The sequence below is a fragment of the Leifsonia sp. Y878 genome (assembly GCF_057669685.1).
The window spans coordinates 326190-346467 of record NZ_JBYHFS010000004.1 but is presented as its reverse complement, the minus strand read 5'-3'; the positions used below and the strand labels follow the sequence as shown (position 1 = coordinate 346467).

At 66.3% G+C, this 20278-nt stretch carries 17 protein-coding genes; 10 read left to right on the top strand and 7 right to left on the bottom strand.

Annotation, left to right across the window (positions count from 1 at the left end; genetic code table 11):
- Window positions 1-66: 66 nt before the first annotated feature.
- The gene (locus AC25Y4_RS14900) at window positions 67-1167 is read right to left on the bottom strand and encodes an alpha/beta hydrolase (RefSeq protein WP_488121204.1); all 1101 of its coding nucleotides are present in this window, start codon (window positions 1165-1167) and stop codon (window positions 67-69) included.
- A 103-nt stretch (window positions 1168-1270) separates the two neighbouring features.
- Here AC25Y4_RS14900 and AC25Y4_RS14895 point away from each other — a divergent pair, with 103 nt between their 5' ends.
- A complete protein-coding gene (locus tag AC25Y4_RS14895) occupies window positions 1271-1531 on the top strand; it encodes a DUF1697 domain-containing protein (protein ID WP_488121203.1) in 261 nt (86 codons plus the stop codon).
- Here AC25Y4_RS14895 and AC25Y4_RS14890 read toward each other — a convergent pair.
- Complete coding sequence (locus AC25Y4_RS14890; RefSeq protein ID WP_488121202.1) at window positions 1420-2613, bottom strand: alpha/beta hydrolase; 1194 nt, start codon at window positions 2611-2613, stop codon at window positions 1420-1422. The two genes, AC25Y4_RS14895 and AC25Y4_RS14890, sit on opposite strands and share 112 nt — an antisense overlap.
- A gap of 159 nt (window positions 2614-2772) precedes the next feature.
- On the opposite strand from AC25Y4_RS14890, the gene AC25Y4_RS14885 reads away from it, so the two are divergent.
- The gene (locus AC25Y4_RS14885) at window positions 2773-3609 is read left to right on the top strand and encodes an exodeoxyribonuclease III (RefSeq protein WP_488121201.1); all 837 of its coding nucleotides are present in this window, start codon (window positions 2773-2775) and stop codon (window positions 3607-3609) included.
- A 710-nt stretch (window positions 3610-4319) separates the two neighbouring features.
- Here AC25Y4_RS14885 and AC25Y4_RS14880 read toward each other — a convergent pair.
- Window positions 4320-5333, bottom strand: coding sequence for a serine hydrolase domain-containing protein (locus AC25Y4_RS14880; RefSeq protein ID WP_488121200.1), 1014 nt, complete (start codon window positions 5331-5333; stop codon window positions 4320-4322).
- A gap of 42 nt (window positions 5334-5375) precedes the next feature.
- On the opposite strand from AC25Y4_RS14880, the gene AC25Y4_RS14875 reads away from it, so the two are divergent.
- A complete protein-coding gene (locus AC25Y4_RS14875; RefSeq protein WP_488121199.1) occupies window positions 5376-6065 on the top strand; it encodes a nucleoside/nucleotide kinase family protein in 690 nt (229 codons plus the stop codon).
- Here the strand turns inward: AC25Y4_RS14875 and AC25Y4_RS14870 are convergent.
- From AC25Y4_RS14870 to AC25Y4_RS14860, 3 genes are all read right to left on the bottom strand, one after another.
- A complete protein-coding gene (locus AC25Y4_RS14870) occupies window positions 6062-6253 on the bottom strand; it encodes a hypothetical protein (RefSeq protein WP_488121198.1) in 192 nt (63 codons plus the stop codon). The two genes, AC25Y4_RS14875 and AC25Y4_RS14870, sit on opposite strands and share 4 nt — an antisense overlap.
- A 133-nt stretch (window positions 6254-6386) precedes the next feature.
- Window positions 6387-9302 carry an esterase-like activity of phytase family protein gene (locus AC25Y4_RS14865; protein ID WP_488121197.1) on the bottom strand — a complete coding sequence of 972 codons (2916 nt, stop codon included), beginning with the start codon at window positions 9300-9302 and terminating at the stop codon, window positions 6387-6389.
- Between the two features lie 154 nt (window positions 9303-9456).
- Entirely contained in the window at window positions 9457-10290 is an 834-nt protein-coding gene (locus tag AC25Y4_RS14860; protein ID WP_488121196.1) for an SDR family oxidoreductase, read from the bottom strand.
- Window positions 10291-10458: 168 nt separating this feature from the next.
- Between AC25Y4_RS14860 and acs the strand changes: the two genes are divergently transcribed.
- The 6 genes from acs (at window position 10459) to AC25Y4_RS14830 (ending at window position 17438) form a co-directional block, all read left to right on the top strand.
- Window positions 10459-12519 carry an acetate--CoA ligase gene (acs, locus tag AC25Y4_RS14855; protein ID WP_488121195.1) on the top strand — a complete coding sequence of 687 codons (2061 nt, stop codon included), beginning with the start codon at window positions 10459-10461 and terminating at the stop codon, window positions 12517-12519.
- A gap of 128 nt (window positions 12520-12647) precedes the next feature.
- Window positions 12648-13649 (top strand): ABC transporter ATP-binding protein, encoded by a 1002-nt coding sequence (locus AC25Y4_RS14850; protein ID WP_488121194.1) that lies wholly within the window; start codon window positions 12648-12650, stop codon window positions 13647-13649.
- 126 nt (window positions 13650-13775) lie between these two features.
- On the top strand, window positions 13776-14819 hold the full coding sequence (locus tag AC25Y4_RS14845; RefSeq protein ID WP_488121193.1) for an aliphatic sulfonate ABC transporter substrate-binding protein: 1044 nt from the start codon (window positions 13776-13778) through the stop codon (window positions 14817-14819).
- An 88-nt stretch (window positions 14820-14907) separates the two neighbouring features.
- The gene (locus AC25Y4_RS14840; RefSeq protein WP_488121192.1) at window positions 14908-15819 is read left to right on the top strand and encodes an ABC transporter permease; all 912 of its coding nucleotides are present in this window, start codon (window positions 14908-14910) and stop codon (window positions 15817-15819) included.
- Between the two features lie 45 nt (window positions 15820-15864).
- The gene (locus tag AC25Y4_RS14835; protein WP_488121191.1) at window positions 15865-16857 is read left to right on the top strand and encodes an LLM class F420-dependent oxidoreductase; all 993 of its coding nucleotides are present in this window, start codon (window positions 15865-15867) and stop codon (window positions 16855-16857) included.
- Window positions 16858-17072: 215 nt separating this feature from the next.
- On the top strand, window positions 17073-17438 hold the full coding sequence (locus tag AC25Y4_RS14830) for a MerR family transcriptional regulator (RefSeq protein WP_488121190.1): 366 nt from the start codon (window positions 17073-17075) through the stop codon (window positions 17436-17438).
- Here the strand turns inward: AC25Y4_RS14830 and AC25Y4_RS14825 are convergent.
- Window positions 17431-18654 carry an MFS transporter gene (locus tag AC25Y4_RS14825; protein WP_488121189.1) on the bottom strand — a complete coding sequence of 408 codons (1224 nt, stop codon included), beginning with the start codon at window positions 18652-18654 and terminating at the stop codon, window positions 17431-17433. The genes AC25Y4_RS14830 and AC25Y4_RS14825 overlap by 8 nt on opposite strands.
- Before the next feature lie 276 nt (window positions 18655-18930).
- Between AC25Y4_RS14825 and AC25Y4_RS14820 the strand changes: the two genes are divergently transcribed.
- Window positions 18931-20160 carry a methyltransferase gene (locus AC25Y4_RS14820; protein WP_488121188.1) on the top strand — a complete coding sequence of 410 codons (1230 nt, stop codon included), beginning with the start codon at window positions 18931-18933 and terminating at the stop codon, window positions 20158-20160.
- Window positions 20161-20278: the final 118 nt, after the last annotated feature.

The following is a 20278-nucleotide window of genomic DNA, read 5'->3' as shown; positions in this document are numbered from 1 at the left end:
GCCCTGCACGCACTCGCGAACGAGTACAGGTACTACTTTCCCACTCCGAACGCCTGCGCAGAACCGCTACTGGCCGGTGCGCGCCGCGAGGAAGGCGAGCGTCTCGGTGAGCGCGTGCTGCGCTTCATCGAGGCGCAGGTGGAACTGGTACTCGTGCGGCAGGGCCGGCTCGTGACTGGCGGGCCAAAACAGCTCGGTGACATCCACTCCGTTCTGCTTGAGCGCATTCGACATCGGGACCGACTGGATCCACGTGAGGGCGTCACCGTTGCCGCCGCTGATGAACGTGGGCGGAAAAGTCGCAGAAGCGAAGCGGATGCTCGACATCGTCGCGCCCGCATAGGTGGCCGACCATTTCTTGGTGCCGGTGTAGCCCCACAGCGCGATCTTGAATCCCCACGCCTCGATGCCGGTGAGGTCGGTCATCGCACCCAGGTCGTAAACGCCACAGTGCAGGATGGCGCCCACCAGCTGGTCGGGTCGCAGCCCCGGCGTGAGTCCGAGCAGGTGCGCGTACTCTGGGTTGGTCGTGAGCGTGGCGAGCTGGCTGGCCAGCTGTGCGCCTGCCGAGTCCCCGGCGAGCACGATCCTGCTGCTGTCGATGCCGAGTTCAGCGGCGTGCGCGGTGAGGTAGCCGAGTGCGGCGTTCAGCTCGGTGATCGCGACCGGGTAGATCGCTTCGGGGGAAATCGTGTAGTTCACCCCGACAGTCGCATAGCCGTGTGAGGCCAGGATGCGCAGGTACGGGGCCACGTCTTCCTTGCCCCCAGAGATCCACGCGCCGCCGTGAATCCACACCACGGTCGGCAGCGGGCCTGTGATTCCGGCGGGGCGGAAGACATCGAGCGTGGTGCTCGCGCTGCCGGCGTCACCCTCGTCGGCATTGCTGCCATCTGCATAGCTGAGGTCGAGCTTTTCGACGAGCTGGACATCCGGTATGAAGGGCTCCATCTCGGCGATCGTCGCCCGCGCGCCCTCCTCGAACACTGAGCGGATGAGCATCGCAGACGGCTTGGGCGTGAACGACGACAGCATGGCGCCGACGATGCCAGCGGATGCCACACGCAGCGTCTTCAGCAAGGGCGGACGCCTGTCAGAGCCTTGGGGAACGGCCTGGCCGGGGTCGGGGCTCAGCGGCTGCCCGGCATCCGAAATCACATCGACCATGGGTCACCCCTCTCACGGTGGAGCCTTACCTTGGGCGAAGGGAGCTGCGCTCTCGATCGCCTGCTCGCTCATCTTATGACGCCGGTCTCCCAACCGCGTTGGCATGCCAGAGCTCGCAGCCACGTTTCGCGATGCCGGGTATCAGGATGAGCGAACCTACATCCAGAGCAGGAACGTCCTGTTCACGGCACATGATGGGAACCGGGTGATGCTGGAATTTGGGGAGTTCGCCCTGCGTGGGCGTCGGCAGCCTCAGCCGTCGGTCGTGAGTGTGTCGAGAAAGCTCAGCGTCTGGTCAAGCGCTGTGTGCGCCTCTTCGAGGTCGAGGTGGAACTGGTACTCGTGCGGCAGCGCTGGCTCGTGATTGGCCGGCCAGAACAGTTCCGTGACCTCCACGTTGTTCCGCGTGAGCGCCTGGGACATTGGGATCGACTGGATCCACGTGAGTGGGTCACCGTTGCCGCCACTAATGAAAGTGGGCGGGTACTCGGGCGAGATGTACGAGATGCTCGACATCGTCGACCCCGCGTAGGTGCCTGACCAGCCCTTGGTGCCGGTGTACCCCCAGAGCGCCACCTTAAAGCCCCAGGATGCGATGCCGTTGAGGTCGGCCATTGCTGTGAGGTCGAAGACTCCGCAGTTGAGGATGGTGCCGATGATCTGGTCGGCCTGAACCGTCGGTGAGATCCCGAGCAGGTGAGCGTATTCGGCGTTTGTCGTGAGGATCGCGAGCTGGCTGGCCAGCTGGGCGCCGGCCGAATCGCCGGCGAGCACGATCTTGCTGCTGTCGATCCCGAGTTCCGCGGCATGCGTGTCGAGGTAGCCCATGGCGTCATTCAGCTCGGTGACGGCACTCGGATACGTCACCTCCGGGGACACCGTGTAGTTGAGGCCGACGGTGGTGTAGCCCTGAGCGGCCAGGATACGCAGGTACGGGGCGACGTCGTCTTTGTCTCCCGAGATCCAGGCGCCGCCGTGAATCCAGACCACTGTCGGCAACGGTGTAGTGGTGCCAGCGGGGCTGAAGACATCAAGGGTGGTATTGGTGCCACCGTCTCCGTAACTGATGTCGAGCTTCTCGTCGAGCGGGACATCCGGTACGTATGGTTTCATCTCGGCGACGGTGGCACGTGCGCCGGCTTCGAATACCGTGCGGATGAGCAGTGCTGAGGGCCACGGCGTCACCGAGGACACGATGCCGATGACCACGACAACGGAGGCCAAGCCGAGGAGCCCCCGGCGTGCGCGACGACGACGGCGCGACGTGCGGGACAGGGGCTGTGGCTGTGGCGGCTGAGACTCGGGGGCGCTGGCGGCGGTTTCGGTGTCCGGAACCCTGTCGTTGGGCGCCTCCGGGGTGGTGGTGTCCAGAGTTTCGGTTCTTGCGCTTGACTCGACGTCCAGCTCTGCTGGCTGCGCACCGGAATCTGAAATAGTGTCGGCCACTGCTTGCCCCTTACCCGTTGAGCTCGCAGGCCCGACGGCATACGGCAATTCGTTCATCCTATGGGCTGGTCTGAACGGGCCAGCTCGGCCGTCAGACACAGGTGCCGAGGCCTCGGCCGACACAGCCGCTCAGTCGGCGTCACCGAATAGGCTGGGCCTATGCGCATTGCCACCTGGAACGTCAACTCCATCCGTGCCCGATCCGGCCGAGTCGTCGACTGGCTGGTGCGCGAGGACATCGACGTGCTCGCCATGCAGGAGATCAAGTGCAAGCCGGAGCAGTTTCCGACAGAGCCCTTCGAAGAAGCCGGTTACGAGTTGGTCATCCACGGCCTCAACCAGTGGAACGGCGTGGCGTTCGCCAGTCGCCTTCCTATGACGGATGTCGCCACCAGCTTCCCCGGCATGCCCGGTTTCCTGAAAGGCCAGGAGGGCCCAGACCAGCCGCTCGAAGCGCGGGCCATGGGTGTGACCGTTGAAGACATCCGCTTGTGGAGCCTGTATGTGCCGAACGGCCGCGCGGTGGACGACCCGCACTACATCTACAAGCTCGACTGGCTGGCCAGGCTCGACGCGCACGCTCGCGACGAACTCGCCAAGAACCCTGACCTCGCGCTCGCCCTGATGGGTGACTTCAACGTCGCCCCGACGGATGCCGATGCCGGCGACCCCTCGTTCGTTCCCGGGGTGTCCACCCACATTTCTGCGCCGGAACGCGCCGCGTTCGAGGCCTTCGAGGCCGCAGGGCTCACCGATGTCGTGCGGCCGATCGTGCCGGAGGGCTTCACGTTCTGGGACTACAAGCAGCTGCGCTTCCCGCGCAACGAGGGCATGCGCATCGACTTCATCCTGGGCTCACACGCGTTCGCCGACCTCGTGACGGATGCCAGCATCCACCGCAATGAGCGGAAGGGCGACGCCCCGAGCGACCACGTGCCCGTGGTCGTCGATCTGGCGCTCGACGGCGAGGACGACGACCGCCCGATGATCTTCTAGGGCCGGGCCCGATCTGGCTTTAGCCCTAGCCAGCTCTGGCTCTGGCTCTGGCTCTAGCCCAGTCTCAAGCCCAGGCCCAGGCCCAGGCCCAGGGTTGTGCGCTGCACAACACCGCTTTCTGCGTTCGCGAGTGCATAACTCCTGCAGATTGCTCGGACCCCCGACTGCAGCCTGCGGATTTACGGGGCGCTAGTGAACGAGCCGCACCGAATTGCAGGAGTTATGCGTGCGTGCGCTCGGACTCGGCGCGGCTGGACGGGGCGGGCGGGCTCGGATTCGGCGGGCTCGGATTCGGCGGGGCGGGGCGTATTCCGGACGGTCTCGGGCCGTCGTGTATTCCGGACGGTCTCGGGCCGTCGTGTATTCCGGACGGTCTCGGGCCGTCGTGCTGCATAACTCCTGCAGAACGAGTGGCCCGTCTCTCGTCCCGCCCGGAATCATGCGGAGGCTGCCCCCGGACGTCCTCGAATTGCAGGAGTTATGCACTGGGGCGGCGCTTGCCCGCAAGAACCTGGGAACTCCCGAACTCGAACCCGAACCCGAACCCGAACCCGATGATCTTCTCCGGCTGCGGCGAGCCTGGCCGACGACGTCGGCGTCGGCGTGGGCGTGGGCTAGCCGGGTAGCCGGGTAGCTGCCTTGCCGCCATGTTGGTGCGAGGCCTCGTGGCCACGTGCCCAGAGGCACGACGCGGGAATGGTGAAGTGCGGTTAGCCGCCCAGGCGCTCGTCGAGCTCGCGCACGACGTCCCAGGCGCCCTCTTCGGAGTTGCTCAGCACGACGACGTCGAGTTCGGCCTCGTAGTAGTGCCGCAGGATGCCGCTGGCGCCTGACGCGACGCCATCGGTGAAGTATGAGCGCACGGAGTTGTCTTCTTCGAGGTCGAATTCGAAGCCGAAGCCGTACCGGGTGGCCTCATCGAGCTCAACCTGGGGGCTGAAGAACTCCTCGGTGAGCTCCGCGTTCAGCAGTTCACCGTTGCGCAGCGCCTGCAGGAACACGATGAGATCGCCCGCGGTGGCGTGCGCGCCCTCGTGCGGGGCGCCGACGGGAAGCGCGCTGTACAGGTTGGAGGTCCACAGCCCGTTCTCGCCCTGGTCCCAGCCCTCTGCGACGTGAGGGGCGACATCCGTTCGCTCATAGAAGGCAGCGTTGGACATGCCGGCGCGCGTGAAGATCTCGTCGTAAACGTACTGGCGGAAGCTCTGGCCGGTGACCTTCTCGAGGGCGAGACCGGCGAGGATGTAGCCCGCATCGGAGTAGTTGCTCTCGACGCCGGGGCCGGAAATCGGCTCCTTGTGCGCGAACAGCGGCAGGAAATCGGCGGTGTTGCGCAGCGTGTAGATCGGGGTCTTCGCCCAGAGCGCCGCGTAGTCTTCGCCGGCTTCCTCGTCGACGATGTCGGCGATACCGCTCGTGTGGGTCAGCAGGTGCAGCAGCTGGACGTCGGTGCCAATCGTCGTGCCCGTGAGGTCGACGTAGTGGTGAATCGACGTTTCGAGGTCGAGACGACCGGCTTCAACCTGCTGCAGCACGGCGACGCTGGTGAAGAGTTTGGTGATCGACGCGATGTCGAAACGGGTGTCAAGCGCGTTCGGGATGCCCCAGCGCTGGGTCGCGAGACCGGCAGCGGCCTCGAAGACGGTCGCGTTGCCCTTCTTGACGAGAACAACCCCCGAAAATTCGTTGTCGGCGAGAAACTCGTTCAATCCTGTTGTATCCACTCCCTAAGTTTACGTAAGTACCAGCCGGGTTAGCATCGTCGGGTGCCCTCGTCCTCGCCGCCCAACTCTTTCGGGCCAACGCTGCGCTCGCTCGACGACGTCGTTTCAGTGATCGAGGCGCGGGTCGCGTCGGCCTCCCCGCAACATTCCCGCGTGATTGTAGGGATCGCCGGGTCGCCGGGTTCAGGGAAATCCACCCTCGGCGCCGATCTCGTGACGCAACTGAACCGGCATGCGGGCGCGCCAGACTCCCCCAGCGCCATCCTGCTGCCCATGGACGGTTTCCATCTGCCGCAGGCCAGGCTCGTCGAACTCAGGCGCCGGGACCGCATGGGAGCACCGGACACCTTCGACGCCCCGGCCCTCGTACGGACGCTGCTCGCCATCCGCGCCGATACCGGCCCTGTGCCGGCGCCCACCTTCGACCGCAGCATCGAGGAGCCGGTAGCGGATGCCATCACCATCGACCCAACGCATCGGCTCGTCGTTGTCGAAGGCAACTACCTGCTGCTCGACAACACCGGTTGGGAGCCCATCGCACCGCTTCTGGACGTGAGCCTGTTCGTGGACGTCGGCTACGACATCCGCTTAGCCAGGCTCGTTGCCCGGCATGAACGCTTCGGCAAGAGCCCGGCTGACGCTTTGGCCTGGGCAACAGGGCCAGACGAGGCCAATGCCACACTGATCGAGGCGACGGCCGCCGCGGCGACGTACCGGGTGACGCTGACCTAGCGGGGCCGCACCGACGACGGAGTGGGGCGAGCCCAAATCACGACCAGGGCAGTGGCGATCGGCCCGAAGAGCAGCCCGAGGACGAACCAGATCCAGCGCCGGCGCCCCTTCGTTTCGGCGAGGCCAGCCGTGACGATGGCGAGCGCAAACCACCAGCCGCTGTTGTCGTAGATCGTCGTTGTATCCATCAGGGCAGCCTACGGTGTCGGCGGACGTCAACTGGATTTCGAAACGCGGCCTCGTTCCTCGGGCGCTCCTCAACCACCGGATTGGTCCCCGGTGGTTGAGGAGAGAGCGCCAACGAGCGTCTCGAGACCTCGGTTAGGCGCTGCGGCGGCGAAGACGCACGCGGATGAGCACACCGGCGAGTCCGGCGAGGATGAGCGCGCCTGCTGCGCCCAGCCAGGGCACCAGGTTCTGCACGCCGGTCGATGCCAGGCTGTCTGCCACGCTGCCCGCGCCGGTGAGCGCGGCGACGGTCACTGCGATTCTGGCGACCTCGACACCGCCGACCGATGCCACGATCGTGTGCTGACCTGCCGGCGTCGCTGCCGGAATCTGCAGCGTTCCCGTCACGACACCGGCCGTCGAGGCCCTGAGCGAGCCGAGGGCGACCGGCGCGGAGTGGAGGACGAAGTCAACGCTGGCACCTGACGCGAAGCCCGTGCCGGAGATGGCCACGCTGGCACCGGCAGCGACGATTCCCGTGCCAAGGGAGAGCGCTGTTGAATCGGTTGGTGTTGGAGTCGTAGTCGGCGTTCCTGTCGGCGTCGGCGTCGCAGTTGGGCTCGGTGTCGCAGTCGGCGCTGGCGTCGGAGTCGGTGTTGCAGTCGGCGTCGGCGTCGCAGTCGGTGCGCCGGTGCCGAAAATCGCCGCTGCGGTACCGATGTTCAGGAACACCGTCTCGCCGGTCGCATCCTTCAGGCCGTCGTTGTCCGTGACCATGTAGACGTTTCCGTCGGCGCCGATGGTCAGGCCTTCGAGCTTCTCCTGGGTCCAGCCGTTCAGCGAACGCAGGGCCGGAAGGGCATCAAAGGCGAGGGTCTTCTTCAACACCGGGAGTGGAGCGCCTGCAACCGGATCGGTTGCAGGCAGTTCGACGGTGTAGATCCGCTTGTTGACGGCGGCGGGACCGTTGAGCTTGTCACGCTCGATCACGGCGAGCGTGTTCGAATCGACGGCGACGATCTCAGAGAGACCGACCCAGTCGGAGGGCGTGCTGGGGGCCTCCAGCTGGTAGCCGAACCAGGTCCAGCTCGACGTCGTCACGTCGTAGCGACCGATGCGGGTCACCCCGTCGCCGTCAACCGTGGAGGCAGTGGATGCCGGGTCGGTCCAGAGCGGACGCTGGATGGCGACGAATACCTGCTCGTGTCCGTCTGCATTTGTGATGGCCGTCACACCCTCGTAGCCCCACTTGTTGATGTGGTCTGAGATTTCGGTCGGCAGGTTGACGGTCTCGACGACGGCGCCGGCGGCATCCGTTCGGTACAGCTTATTCGCCGCACCGGTCGCGCCCTCTGAGGCGAGCCAGAATCCGCCCTCCGGCCGTGCGAAGAGTCCCTCGATGTCGAAGTTCGCCGGCGTGCCGGCCTGCGTCACGACAAGCCCAGTCGTGATGCGGGCGGGCTTCTTTGTGGTGTCAACGGTGAAGATGGTGCTCGGCTTGAGTGCGCTGTCGCTCGCCGTGTACAGGGTGCCTGGCTTGCCGGGCGCTGCACTGAGGGCGCCGAGGGCGCTCCAGCCGATCGGTGCGCCAGTCGCAGTGCCGTCGACGGTGTCGGAGATGATGGTGGGCGCCTGGGCGACAGCGGATCCCCGCTGGTAGATGGCAACGGATGCGCGCACGCCGACGCTTGCGTCATCGGTCTCGCTGGAGACGACGAGCAGATCCCGCGACGGAATGCTGAGCACGCCCTCAGGGCCATTCGTGGTGAACAGCAGCTGCTGGAACACCGGGTTGACCGGGTTGCTCAGGTCGTAGACGGCGACGAAGTTGCTGCGCTCACTCGCGACGAAACCGTAGCGGACCCCGTTGACCGTCGATACGGCCAGGCCCTCAGGCTCTGAACCCTTCTTTGCTGCCCGGTCGTCGTTGTAGACACCGTGTTGCACGGCGAGGCGCTCGAACGTGTTGCCGGCGTCCCAGCTGACCGTGCCGCTTGTGGCGTCAAAGATGGTCCAGCCCCTGGTGCCGCCCTTCCAGTCGCCCTCATTGGCCGTGGCGACATGAGTGTCGTCGACCCAGGCGATGGAGTCTGGCTCGCGGGGCGTGGGGGCAATCGAACCTGTCAGGTCGATCTTGCCGTCCTTCTTGCTGTCAATGCCGGAGACGGCAACGGATCCTGCGCTGAACACGTTCTCGATCGCGCGCGTCGCCAGGTCGATCACGACGATGCCGTTGTTCTCCTGGAGCGTGAGCGCCAGCTTGTTCTTGCTGTTGATCGCCACGTATTCCGGCTCTGGGTCGGTGGCCTCGACAATGCCGGCGGTGGTGAATGCCGGCAGCGCGGAGCCGTCGTGCGCGACCAGGTCGATGGGTGTGGCCACCCAGCTGGTCGGGCTGGCGTTCAGGTCGATCACCTGCACGAATCCGGCGGGGAGCTGCGGCAGATCGCCCTTCGCGCGGCCGGCCGGGGTGGCATTCTCGTCGCGCTGGTTCTCGATGGCGATGGCCGCAAACTGCTTGTCTGCGCTAATGGCAATGGAATCTGGCTGGCCGTGCAGGTCGATCGAGGCAACGCGAGTGCGGTCGGAGATCCTCAGCACGTCGAGCCGTCCTGACGGGTTGGCGAAGTCGCCGCCAGATTCGTCGATCACCACGAGCACGTAGTCGCCATAGACAGCGACAGACGTTGGCTGGTCGTCTGCGTGACCGAGGGTGGCCAGGGAGATCGTGCCGAGGCCGGTGGGCGCCGCAGGATCGGTGATGTTGAGGAACCCGATCCGTTTGCCGAGGGCGTCCGTGTAGATCACCGTGTTGCCGTCATCGGTGACGGCGGAAATCTCGGCGACCGTCGGCAGCGCGGCATCCACACTGGCGGGCACATTCTGGAAAACGGGGTAGGTAGCAACCCTGTTGTAGGCAGATGCGGCCGGCGCGGCCTGGGCGGCATCCGCTCCCTGCCCAGGAATGGTACCGAAGGCCCCGACCACGATCGCCCCGGCCAGGAGCGCGGTGGCTCCTCGGGTGAACGTTGTCTGACGCTGAGATGTGGTGGCAGTGGGTGCGCGCATGCACTCAACGTGGCAATGACGTCCAAACCGGAGCGGGCTCGCAGATGGACGACGGATTGCGTAGAGGTGAACAAGGGGTGTCTGGGGCGTCGGCTGGATTTCGAGACGCGGCCTCGTTCCTCGGTCGCTCCTCAATCAGCGGGAAGCCCGATGATCAGCGCCCGGTGAACTTCTCCATCGAGCGGTAGACACCGAAGACGTTGCCTGCGACGGCATCCCACACCGGCAGCGGAAGGGTGCCACGAAGAGCCTGGGCGAGGCCAACGCTCCAGGGCATCCGCAGCAGTGGACTGCCGGCGAGCATCGACTTCCACACCCGGTTGACCACATATTCGGGCGTCATGATCGGGGTGAGCAGGGGGCCTCGTGCCCCAGCGAACATACCGGTCGAGATGTAGCTCGGGCAGACTGTGGTCACCTTCACGTACTCATGACCCTGCTGCACCAGTTCGAGGCGCAGCGAATCACTCCACGAGATAAGTGCAGCCTTCGAGGCCGCGTACACGCTCATGCGAGGATTCGACAGGGTGCCGGCAGCGGATGCGATGTTCACAATCCGCGATTCCCGGTTCGGGTTCTCCATCATGGCCGGCAGGAACTCACGGGTGATGTACATCGGGGCCAGCGCGTTGATCTGCATGGTCGGGCGGGTGTCTTCGCCGTTGTCGTGTTCCCAGAAGTACTTGCCGCGGATGATGCCGGCGTTGTTGATCACGATGTCGGGGTTGCCGACCTCCATGCGAACGCGCTGGGCAGTCTGGGCGATCGCGCCCATGTCGGCAATGTCGACGACGTATGGGGCGATGCGGGTGCCAGGCCAGGCCAGGTCGTTCAGCTCTGCGGTCGTCGCGGAGAGCGCCGCGGAGTCACGGTCCCAGAGAATGACGGCTTTGGCGCCTTCTGCAACGGCGCGCTCTGCGTAGAGCCGCCCCATTCCCATCGCAGCACCAGTGATCAACACGCGGGCTCCGGCAACGGTTCGAGTCATAGTTCCATCATCCCAACAGTTGCGGGAAACACCGCACCGAGTGCGCTGTTACTTTGCGTTGCACTCCGAATGGCCAGCACCCAGCGCTGCCGTCATGCTGCTGGAGGAGTCGCCTCTCCATAACACGCGACCGCCTGCACCACACCAGGGATCACAAGGAACATCACCATGACGACGACCAGCCCGACAATCTCCAGCCTGGCGACCGAGAACCGTCGCTATCCCGCCGATCCCACGTTCGCCGCCCAGGCCAACGTGGACGCAGGCTGGTGGGAGAGAGCGGATGCCGACCCGGTCGCCTTCTGGGCCGAGCAGGCCAGACGCCTGGACTGGGAAACGCCGTGGCACACCGATCACAGCTGGCGTCCGGCCCGTCAACCCGGCACCGATGGCGTCCGTGCAGACGGTGCCGGCGCGCTCGGCATCCCCCGCGCCGAGTGGTTCGCCGGCGGCACGCTCAACGTGGCGGTCAATTGCGTCGATCGGCACGTGGCCGCTGGCAAGGGCGACAAGGTGGCGTTCTACTTCGAGGGTGAGCCGGGCGATCGGCGCACGCTGACCTACAGCGACCTGCAGAGCGAGGTGAACAAAGCAGCCAATGCCCTCACCGCGCTCGGCATCGTGCAGGGCGACCGGGTGGTGCTCTACCTGCCGGTCATCCCAGAGACCATCATCATCACCCTGGCGATCGCGCGCCTCGGCGCCGTGCACTCGCTGGTCTTCGGCGGATTCTCGGCCGAAGCGCTGCGCTTCCGAGTTGAAGACACCGGCGCGAAACTGCTGGTCACCACAGACGGCCAGTTCCGGCGCGGCGCGGCTGTACCGGTGAAGGCGGCCGCCGATGAAGCGGTCGCCGGTGTCACATCCATCGAGCACGTGCTCGTCGTGCGGCGCACCGGCGAACCGGGCGCCCATGTTCCCTGGACCCCGGGCCGCGACGTCTGGTGGCACGACATCGTCGATTCGGCCCCGGCGCAGCACGAGCCAGAGTTCTTCGACGCCGAGACGCCGCTTTTCATCATCTACACCTCTGGCACGACCGGGAAACCCAAGGGCCTCGTGCACACCAGCGGCGGCTATCTCACCCACGCCTCCTGGAGCCACTGGGCGATCTTCGACGCGAAAGGCGACGACGTGCACTGGTGCACGGCCGACCTCGCCTGGGTCACCGCACACACCTACGTGCACTACGGGCCGCTTTCGAACGGAACGACGTCGGTCATCTACGAAGGCACCCCGAACACTCCGCATCCGGCCAGGCACTTCGAGATCATCGAGCGCTACGGCGTCACGACGTATTACACGGCACCAACGCTCATCCGCACATTCATGACCTGGTTCCCGAACGGGCTGCCGGCCGAACACGACCTGTCGAGCATCCGCTTGCTCGGCTCGGTGGGTGAAGCGATCAACCCGGAGGCCTGGGTGTGGTTCCGCGACACCATCGGGGCAGGAACCGCCCCCATCGTCGACACCTGGTGGCAGTCAGAGACGGGAGCGGCGGTGATGGCACCGCTGCCCGGCGTGAGCACGCTGAAACCCGGCTCTGCCCTGCGCGCCATCCCCGGCCTCACCACTCGCGTCGTCGACGATGCCGGGGTGCAGGTGCCGAACGGCTCAGGCGGCTACCTCGTCATCGACGGCACCTGGCCGGGCATGGCCCGCACCGTCTGGGGCAACCCAGAGCGCTATCGCGACTCGTACTGGGCGAAATTCGCTGAACAGGGTTACTTCTTCTCCGGCGATGGCGCCAAATATGACGACGACGGCGACATCTGGCTGCTTGGCCGAGTGGATGACGTCATCAACGTCTCAGGCCACCGCCTCTCGACGATCGAGATCGAGTCGGCGCTGGTCTCGCATCCTGCCGTCGGCGAGGCTGCGGCGGTGGGCGTGGATGATGCCATGACAGGCCAGGCCATCGCGGTCTTCGTGATCCCGACCGATGCGTCGATCCTCGGCCACGCACCGGATTCGGATGCCGCCACCGCGCTGGCCAGGCTGCTGAGGGCTCACGTCACGCGGGAGATCGGGGTGATCGCCAAACCGCGCGACATCTTCTTCGTTTCTGACCTGCCGAAGACCCGATCGGGAAAGATCCTGCGACGCCTGCTCGGCGATCTGGTCGACCAACGCCCCCTCGGCGATGTGACCTCGCTGCAGGACGACACCGTTCCCGGCCATATCTCCGCAGTCGTGGCGGCGTCTCGTAGCGGCATCCGCGGGTAATTTCGGCCGCCACACACCACGGCACAGCCTCGCTTCGGAGTGTTACGCCGGGTTTCGTTGCCCGCAGACGAACTGCCCAGTGCTGGATAACGTCGAAGAATCTTCCAAACCGATTGTTGATTCCCACCATGTCCATTCACACCGCATCCCGTCGGAACGCAGGCGCTGCCACGACCGCCGCCGCGCCTGCGTCCGCGTCCGCGTCGAGCGGCCCCGCCAGCGTCGCCCCGGCCGCCCACCTGAATGCCACCGGAACAACCACTGCGGCGATCCCGGCCGACAACACCTCGTTCACCATCGAGTTCGCCGGGGTCGGTCGTGACTTCGCCGCCGACCCGAAGCGCACAGCCACCAGACGCGCGACAGGAGCGCGCCGCGGCGGCACGCGAGCTGCCACCCGCGGCGTGCAGAGCTCGCTGAGCGTGCTGCAGGATGTCTCACTCACCGTGCACGCCGGCGAGATCCTCGCGATCCTCGGCACCAGCGGATGCGGCAAGTCGACGCTCTTGCGCATTGCCGGCGGCCTCGACCGCCCGACATCCGGCCAGGTGCTGATCGATGGAACTCCCGTGAGCGGAATCGACCCGCGCTGCGCCGTCGGTTTCCAGGAACCGCGGCTGCTGCCCTGGCGCACAGTGGCCGACAACATCGCCCTCGGTCTGCCTCGCGGCTCTGGTCGCGCCGCAGGTCGGGTCCGCGTCACCGAACTGCTCGAACTTGTCGGCCTTACCGACTTCGCCGGGCACCGTCCCCGCGAGATTTCCGGTGGCATGGCGCAACGGGCGTCACTGGCCCGCGCGCTGGCCCGCAACCCCGGTGTGCTGCTGCTTGACGAACCGTTCGGCGCGCTCGATGCACTTACCCGGCTCAAGATGCAGGACCTGTTGCTTGAGGTGCATCAGGCGGCCCCGACGACTGTGCTGCTCGTGACGCACGACGTCGACGAGGCGCTTCAGCTGGCCGACCGGATCATCCTGCTCGGACGCCCAGACGCCGACAGTGCCGCCGGCATCCGCCAGGAAATCATTGTGCCTGGCCACCGCCCCCGCGACCGCGGTTCAGCAGAGCTCGCCGAGCTGCGGGCCGACCTGCTCGCCGGACTCGGAATCGACCGGCACAGCGGCGCCTAGCCCGAGCCACACCGCATCCGTCCCACACACTCACCGCCCGACAGCATTCATCACACACACAGCATCCGCCCCACCCAACATCTATCCCACACAGCATCCATCGCCCCACCCAGCCGAGAGAATCCCATGACAACACGACGCGTGACAGCATCCGCCCTCATCGCAGCCGCAGCCGCCGCCAGCCTGCTGCTGACCGGCTGCGTTGCCGGTGAGAACCAGTCGGCCAATGCCGATGCCGCCTCTGAAGATGCCACCGTCGCCCAGGGCGGCACCCTCAACATCGACTTCGCCACCTACAACCCGCTCAGCCTGGTGATCAAGGACCAGGGTTGGCTCGAGGATGCCCTCGCCGAGCAGGACATCACGGTCAACTGGGTGCAGTCAGCCGGCTCGAACAAGGCCAACGAGGCTCTGCGTGCCGGTGCCATCGACGTGGGCTCAACTGCCGGGTCAGCCGCGCTGCTCGCCCGCTCGAACGGGTCACCCATCCAGGTGATCGACATCTACTCCCAGCCGGAGTGGGCAGCCATCGTGGTCCCAGACGGATCGGCGATCACCTCGGTCGCCGACCTCAAGGGCAAGCACGTCGCAGCCACCAAGGGCACCGATCCCTACTTCTTCCTGCTGCAGTCGCTGGAAGAGGCGGGCCTCACCCAGGAAGACATCGTGGTGGAGAACCTGCAGCACGCCGACGGTTGGGCTGCCCTGCAGAGCGGCGCTGTCGACGCCTGGGCAGGACTCGACCCGATCATGGCCGGCGCAGAAGAGGCCGGCGCCCAGCTCATCTACCGCAACGTCGACTTCAACAGCTACGGCTTCTTGAATGCGACCGAGTCGTTCCTGGAAGAGAAGCCAGATGTCGCCCAGACAGTCGTCAACGCCTACGAGCACGCTCGTGAGTGGGCACTGGCCAACCCAGACAAGACAGCACAGATCCTGTCGGATGTCGCGGGTCTCGATATTGCCGTCGCCACCAAGGTCATCGCCGAGCGCACGAACCTCGACGTCGACAACGTTCCCGGTGACGCGCAGCTGAAGGTGCTCACCACGATCGGCCCGATCTTCGTCGAAACCGGCGATGTTCCCAACCAGGCCCAGATCGACGACGCGCTGTCCAGCCTGATCAACCAGACCTTCGCCACGAAGGCCGACGCCGGAGCGATCAAGTAGTTCCCTCTGGGTGGGGTGGCTCGCTCCGCCCCACCCAGCTCACCAGGACCTGCACCCACCAGGACCTCCTCTCACCAGGACCGGAACGATGACTGACACCAACGCCCCTACCGATGCGCTCGCCCTGAGCTCGTCGGCCGCGACGGCCGCGTTTGGCGACGGCTCGACACACGGCTCGACACACCTGCCGACCCCACCGGGTGGGCAGGACTCGTCCACGACCGATCGCTCGCCCCGTGCGTTCAGTCAGCGTCGTTGGGTCATCGTCCTTGGCGGGCTGCTGCTGCCCGTGCTGATCCTCGCGGTCTGGCAGTTCGTCACGACGACAGGCCTGGTGCGCACGTCGCAATTGCCCTCCCCCGTGATGGTCTGGGATGCCGGAGTCGACCTCTACAACCGCGGACAGCTCACCCTCTACGTTGCGATCTCAACCCAGCGGGTGCTGATCGGTTTCGCCATTGGAGCCAGCCTCGGCCTGGCCCTCGGCGCGCTCGTCGGCCTCTCCCGTGCCGCAGACATCCTGCTCGCCCCGAGCCTGGGCGCGATCAGGGCTGTGCCGTCGCTGGCCTGGGTACCGCTGCTGCTGCTCTGGATCGGGATCGGCGAAGACTCCAAGATCACGCTCGTCGCGATCGGTGCGTTCTTTCCCGTTTACACGACCGTCGCGCAGGCGCTGCGGCACGTCGACACGCACCTCGTCGAGGCAGGCCGAGCGTTTGGCCTGCGCGGGGTGAAATTGTTCAGCACTGTGCAATTGCCGGCCGTCGTGCCCACTGTCATTTCCGGCCTTCGACTCGCTCTCGCCCAGTCGTGGCTGTTCCTGGTGGCAGCCGAACTGCTGGCGGCTTCCATGGGTCTCGGCTTCCTGCTCACCGAATCGGGCGGCAACGGCCGGATCGATCGCATCCTGCTCGCCATCGTGCTGCTGGCCGTGCTCGGCAAGATAACGGATGCCCTCATCGGCGTGCTCGAACGCTGGGCGAACAAGCGCTGGGCGTAGCGCGCGGCGAACGAACGGCCGGTCCCGTCCCTCTAGGCTGATCGCATGCGATTCGGACTCTTTGTACCCCAGGGCTGGCGACACGATCTAGTCGGAATCGACCCCGCAGAGCAGTGGGCCACCATGAGTGGCCTGGCCGCGCACGCTGATGCCGGCCCCTGGGAATCGATCTGGGTATACGACCACTTCCACACCGTTCCAGTGGCAACGGATGAGGCCACTCACGAGGCCTGGACCCTCATGGCCGCCTTCGCCGCCACCACCTCGCGGGTGCGTCTCGGCCAGATGTGCACGTGCATGAGCTATCGCAACCCGGCATACCTCGCGAAGGTCGCGGCCACGGCCGACCTCATCTCTCGAGGACGCGTTGAGATGGGTATCGGCGCCGGCTGGTACGAGCACGAGTGGCGCGCATATGGCTACGGATTCCCGCGCGCCGGCGAGCGCCTCGCCCACCTCGATGAGGGCGTGCAGATCATGAAGCAGGCCTGGACCACCGGTCGCGCCACCCTGAACGGCGAGCACTACCAGGTGGACAATGCCATCGTGCGGCCGCTCCCACTGCAGGAGGGTGGCATCCCGATCTGGATCGCCGGCGGCGGCGAGAAGGTGACGCTGCGCATCGCCGCGCAGTACGCGAACTACACGAACTTCGACGGCACAGCGGCTGGCTTCGCGCACAAGAGCGCCATCCTGCGCGGGCACTGCGACACGCTCGGCACCGACTTCAATGCCATCACCCGCTCGGCGAACTACAACACCATCGTCGCGTCGACCGAGGCCGAGGTCGCCCAGCGGATCGACGCCATCGAAGCCCGCGTGACGCCGTACCTCGGCGCAGAGACGGCCGCGGAGTTCGTGTCTGAGTACCGCAGTGGCACGGCGATCGGCGTCGGCACCCCTGAGCAGGTCGTTGAGCGCCTGACCGAGCTGAAGAACCTCGGCCTTGGCTACGCGATCCACTACTTCCCAGAGGCGGCGTACGACCGCTCCGGAATCGAGCTCTTCGAGCGCGAGGTCATGCCGGCGCTGCAGTAGCCGGATGCGGGGTCTCGAGACGGCCGTGGCCGGCCTCCTCGACCAACGGACAACGCGCATCCGCTCGCAAAAAATCGACCCAAAAATTCACGTATAGGTCGATTTCTTGCGAGTGGATTGCGTGGAACCACCCGGTTACCTTGACACTCATGTGAAGGTAGTGTGATGGGGACGCGCTGACCCTTGCGCGACCTGAGATGCGAGAGGCGGCATCCGTGAAGATAGGCGAACTGTCGGCCCGCACAGAGGTCTCCACCCGGCTGCTGCGGTACTACGAGGAGCAGGGCCTCCTCGAGTCAACCAGGGGCAGCAACGGGTATCGCGACTATGCGGAGTCAGCCGTCGACCGCGTGACCCAGATCCGCGGACTCATCGATGCCGGCATCCCCACCGCACTGATCAAGGACATGATCCCCTGCCTGCGCGGCACACAGTCGACCCAGGTAGAGCAGGTCACACCTGAAATCATCGAGACGTTGAGCCTGCGCCGCGAGCAGCTCGCCCGCAAGATCGCGTGCCTCACCCGAAACCATGATGCGGTCGATGCGTACCTCACCGATGCGGTGAAGACGCTCAACTAGCGCGCGGAACGCCCAGGCGCGGAACCCCCGGCACAGAATCCCCAGGTGCCGCCGCAAAACCACGCCGGGAGCCCAGCACTACGGCAATGCTGACCAGAACCAGGCCGAGGGCAACCCACGGTACCGCGCTCTCCCCCACGCCATCGAGTACCAGGCCCCCGAGGAAGGCCCCTCCCGCGATCGCGCCATTCCATGCGGTGACGATCAGGGATTGCGCGACATCCGCTGCGGGTCCGGCCACGCGGGCAGGGGCATTCTGCAGCAGCGACGGCGCACCGCCATAGGCCGCACCCCAGAGGCCGACAGCGACGATCGTGGCGATCGGGTTCCCGCCGAATATTCCGATGGCGAGCATGGCAACACCGAGGGCAGCGGATGCGACAAGCACCAGCATCCGCAGGTGGCGGTCGATGAGGATGCCGACCACCACGAGTCCGGCGATGGCGCTCAGCCCGAAGACCAGGAGCACGACGTCGACCCGGTCGGCCCAGCCGGAGGCCCGCATCAGCGGAGCGATGTACGTGTACGCGACATTGTGGCCGAGCACGAAGGTCGCCGTGACGACCAGAATTGCGAGAATCCCCGGAGTGCGCAGCACCTGGCCGAGCGTTGCACGGCCTGCTGCCCGTTCGCCAGGGAAGCGCGGAACAGCGATCAGCACCCACACGATAGCCGCCACCGTCGTGACGGCAATGAGGGCGAAGATCATCCGCCAGCCGAGGAGCGAGCCGAGCAGGGCGCCAAGCGGCAGGCCCAGAGCGAACGCGATGGGTGTGCCGGCCATGGCGACCGACAGCGCGCGTCCGGCCTGAGCCGCCGGCACCATCCGCATCGCGTAGCCAGCCATCATCGCCCACAGCAGGCCGGCCAGCGCTCCACCGACCATGCGCGCGATGAGGATGACCGTGTAACTGGCCGAGATGGCCGTGACCACGTTGACGGCGAGGAATCCGAGCGCGACCGCGATGAGCAGGGCGCGGCGCGGAACGGCGCGGGTCGCCGCAATCAGCGGGATGGCCCCCAACGCCGTGGCCAGGGCGTACACGCTGACCAGCGACCCGATCTGAGATTCGGAGACGCCGAGCGAGCTGCTCATCTGGGGCAGCAGCCCGGCCGGCAACGTTTCGGTGAGCACCACGAGGAAGATGATCGACGCGAGGGCGAGCAGCCCGCTGAGCGGGAATCGGGTCGCGGGAGGGGTGGGTGAGGCTGTCATCGCAGGCGCCATCGCGGGCGCTGGATCGGGCGCTGGATCGGACTTGACACGATCGATCGGAAGCCTGGATGGGGTTGCTGAAGGAGACATATCTGCAGTGTGCAACCTTCGCACTAATGTCAAGGTCAAGGGCAGGCGGAGCGCATTCAACAGGGGGCGCATCCAGCTGAGGCTGCGATACTGGAGCAGACAGCGACGCGTTCCGCCCGCACCGTCCCGCGTGCACGAACGGGGGCTGGGTTGTCCCCGTAGTGTCGTGTCACAGGAACGGGCACCATGTCCAGCACACCCTCCTCCGCAGCAGCATCGCAGCCCGACTCATCCGTCGCCGCGACAGCTGCCCCCTCGACATCCGCTCGCCCTTCCGCTCCTACTTATGTGGAGTGGGATGAGGCCGACGGCCATCACCGAGCGCTCTGGCGTGCAGAAGGCGGCTGGCCGGCGCCGACCCGCGTCGTCATCGCCGATGACACCACCACAGCGGATGCCGCCTACCGCCTCGTGAAGTCGGGCACGTCGCTGCTCTGGCGCGGCGACTTCAACAACGCCCGCCAGCTGCTGAGCGCGCTGGCCAGGCGCATCGACCAGCGGAAGCGCTCGTCACGCACCGACCTGACCACCGCGTTCCACACCCACCGAACGGATGCCGTCACTCGTGCTCGCCTGCTCGGCATGCTGCTCGTTCCTCTCGACGCCGGGTACGTCGTGCCGCTCCGCCGGGCACCGGACGTTGCTGCCGCCTGCATCGAAACCTTTGGCGCGGTGGGCGGATCCGAAGACTCCGTGCTGTCGCTGCGCGAACTCCTGGGCGTGATCGGCGCCCACGAGTGGCGCACCAAGGGCGTCTTCGTTGAGGCGCTCGGGGCCAAGATCCACCCGCACTACGGGGTATTCTCGCCCATTCGCGGCGAATACCTCGCCCTGGTTGCCACGGCTCCGCTGCCGGCCGCCGCGACCGCACCCACCGGAACCGCCTTCGACATCGGGTCGGGAACCGGTGTGCTGGCCGCCATCCTCGCCACCCGCGGTGTCACCAGGGTGATCGGCACCGACCTCGACGATCGGGCGATCAACTGCGCCCGCGCCAACGTCGCCAACCTCGGGCTCAGCGACCGCGTCTCGATCGTGCGCGCCGATCTCTTCGCCGAGGGCCGCGCCGACCTCATCGTCTGCAACCCGCCGTGGATTCCCGCCCCGGCAACCACCTCAACCGACCACGCCGTCTACGACCCAGACAGCCAGATGCTGCGCGGCTTCCTCAGCGGACTCGCTGCGCACCTGAATCCCGGCGGCGAAGGCTGGCTCATCATCTCCGACATCGCAGAGCGCCTTGGACTGCGCTCGCGCGACGAACTGCTCGACCTGATCGACGCGGCCGGACTCGAGATCGTGGCGCGCCTCGACACGAGGCCGACGCATCCGCGCGCCTTCGATGCCACCGACCCGCTGCACGCGGCTCGGGCGGCAGAGGTCACGTCACTGTGGCGGCTCCGCGCGGCTGGCTGAATAGGCCGCAGCACCGCCGCGGGTCGAACGCAGCCGTGCGGGTGTTGTAGCTACCGCGACGCTGCGTTCAGCCCGCGCAGGTCTCGAGACGGCCTGGCGGCCTCCTCGACCAGCGGGG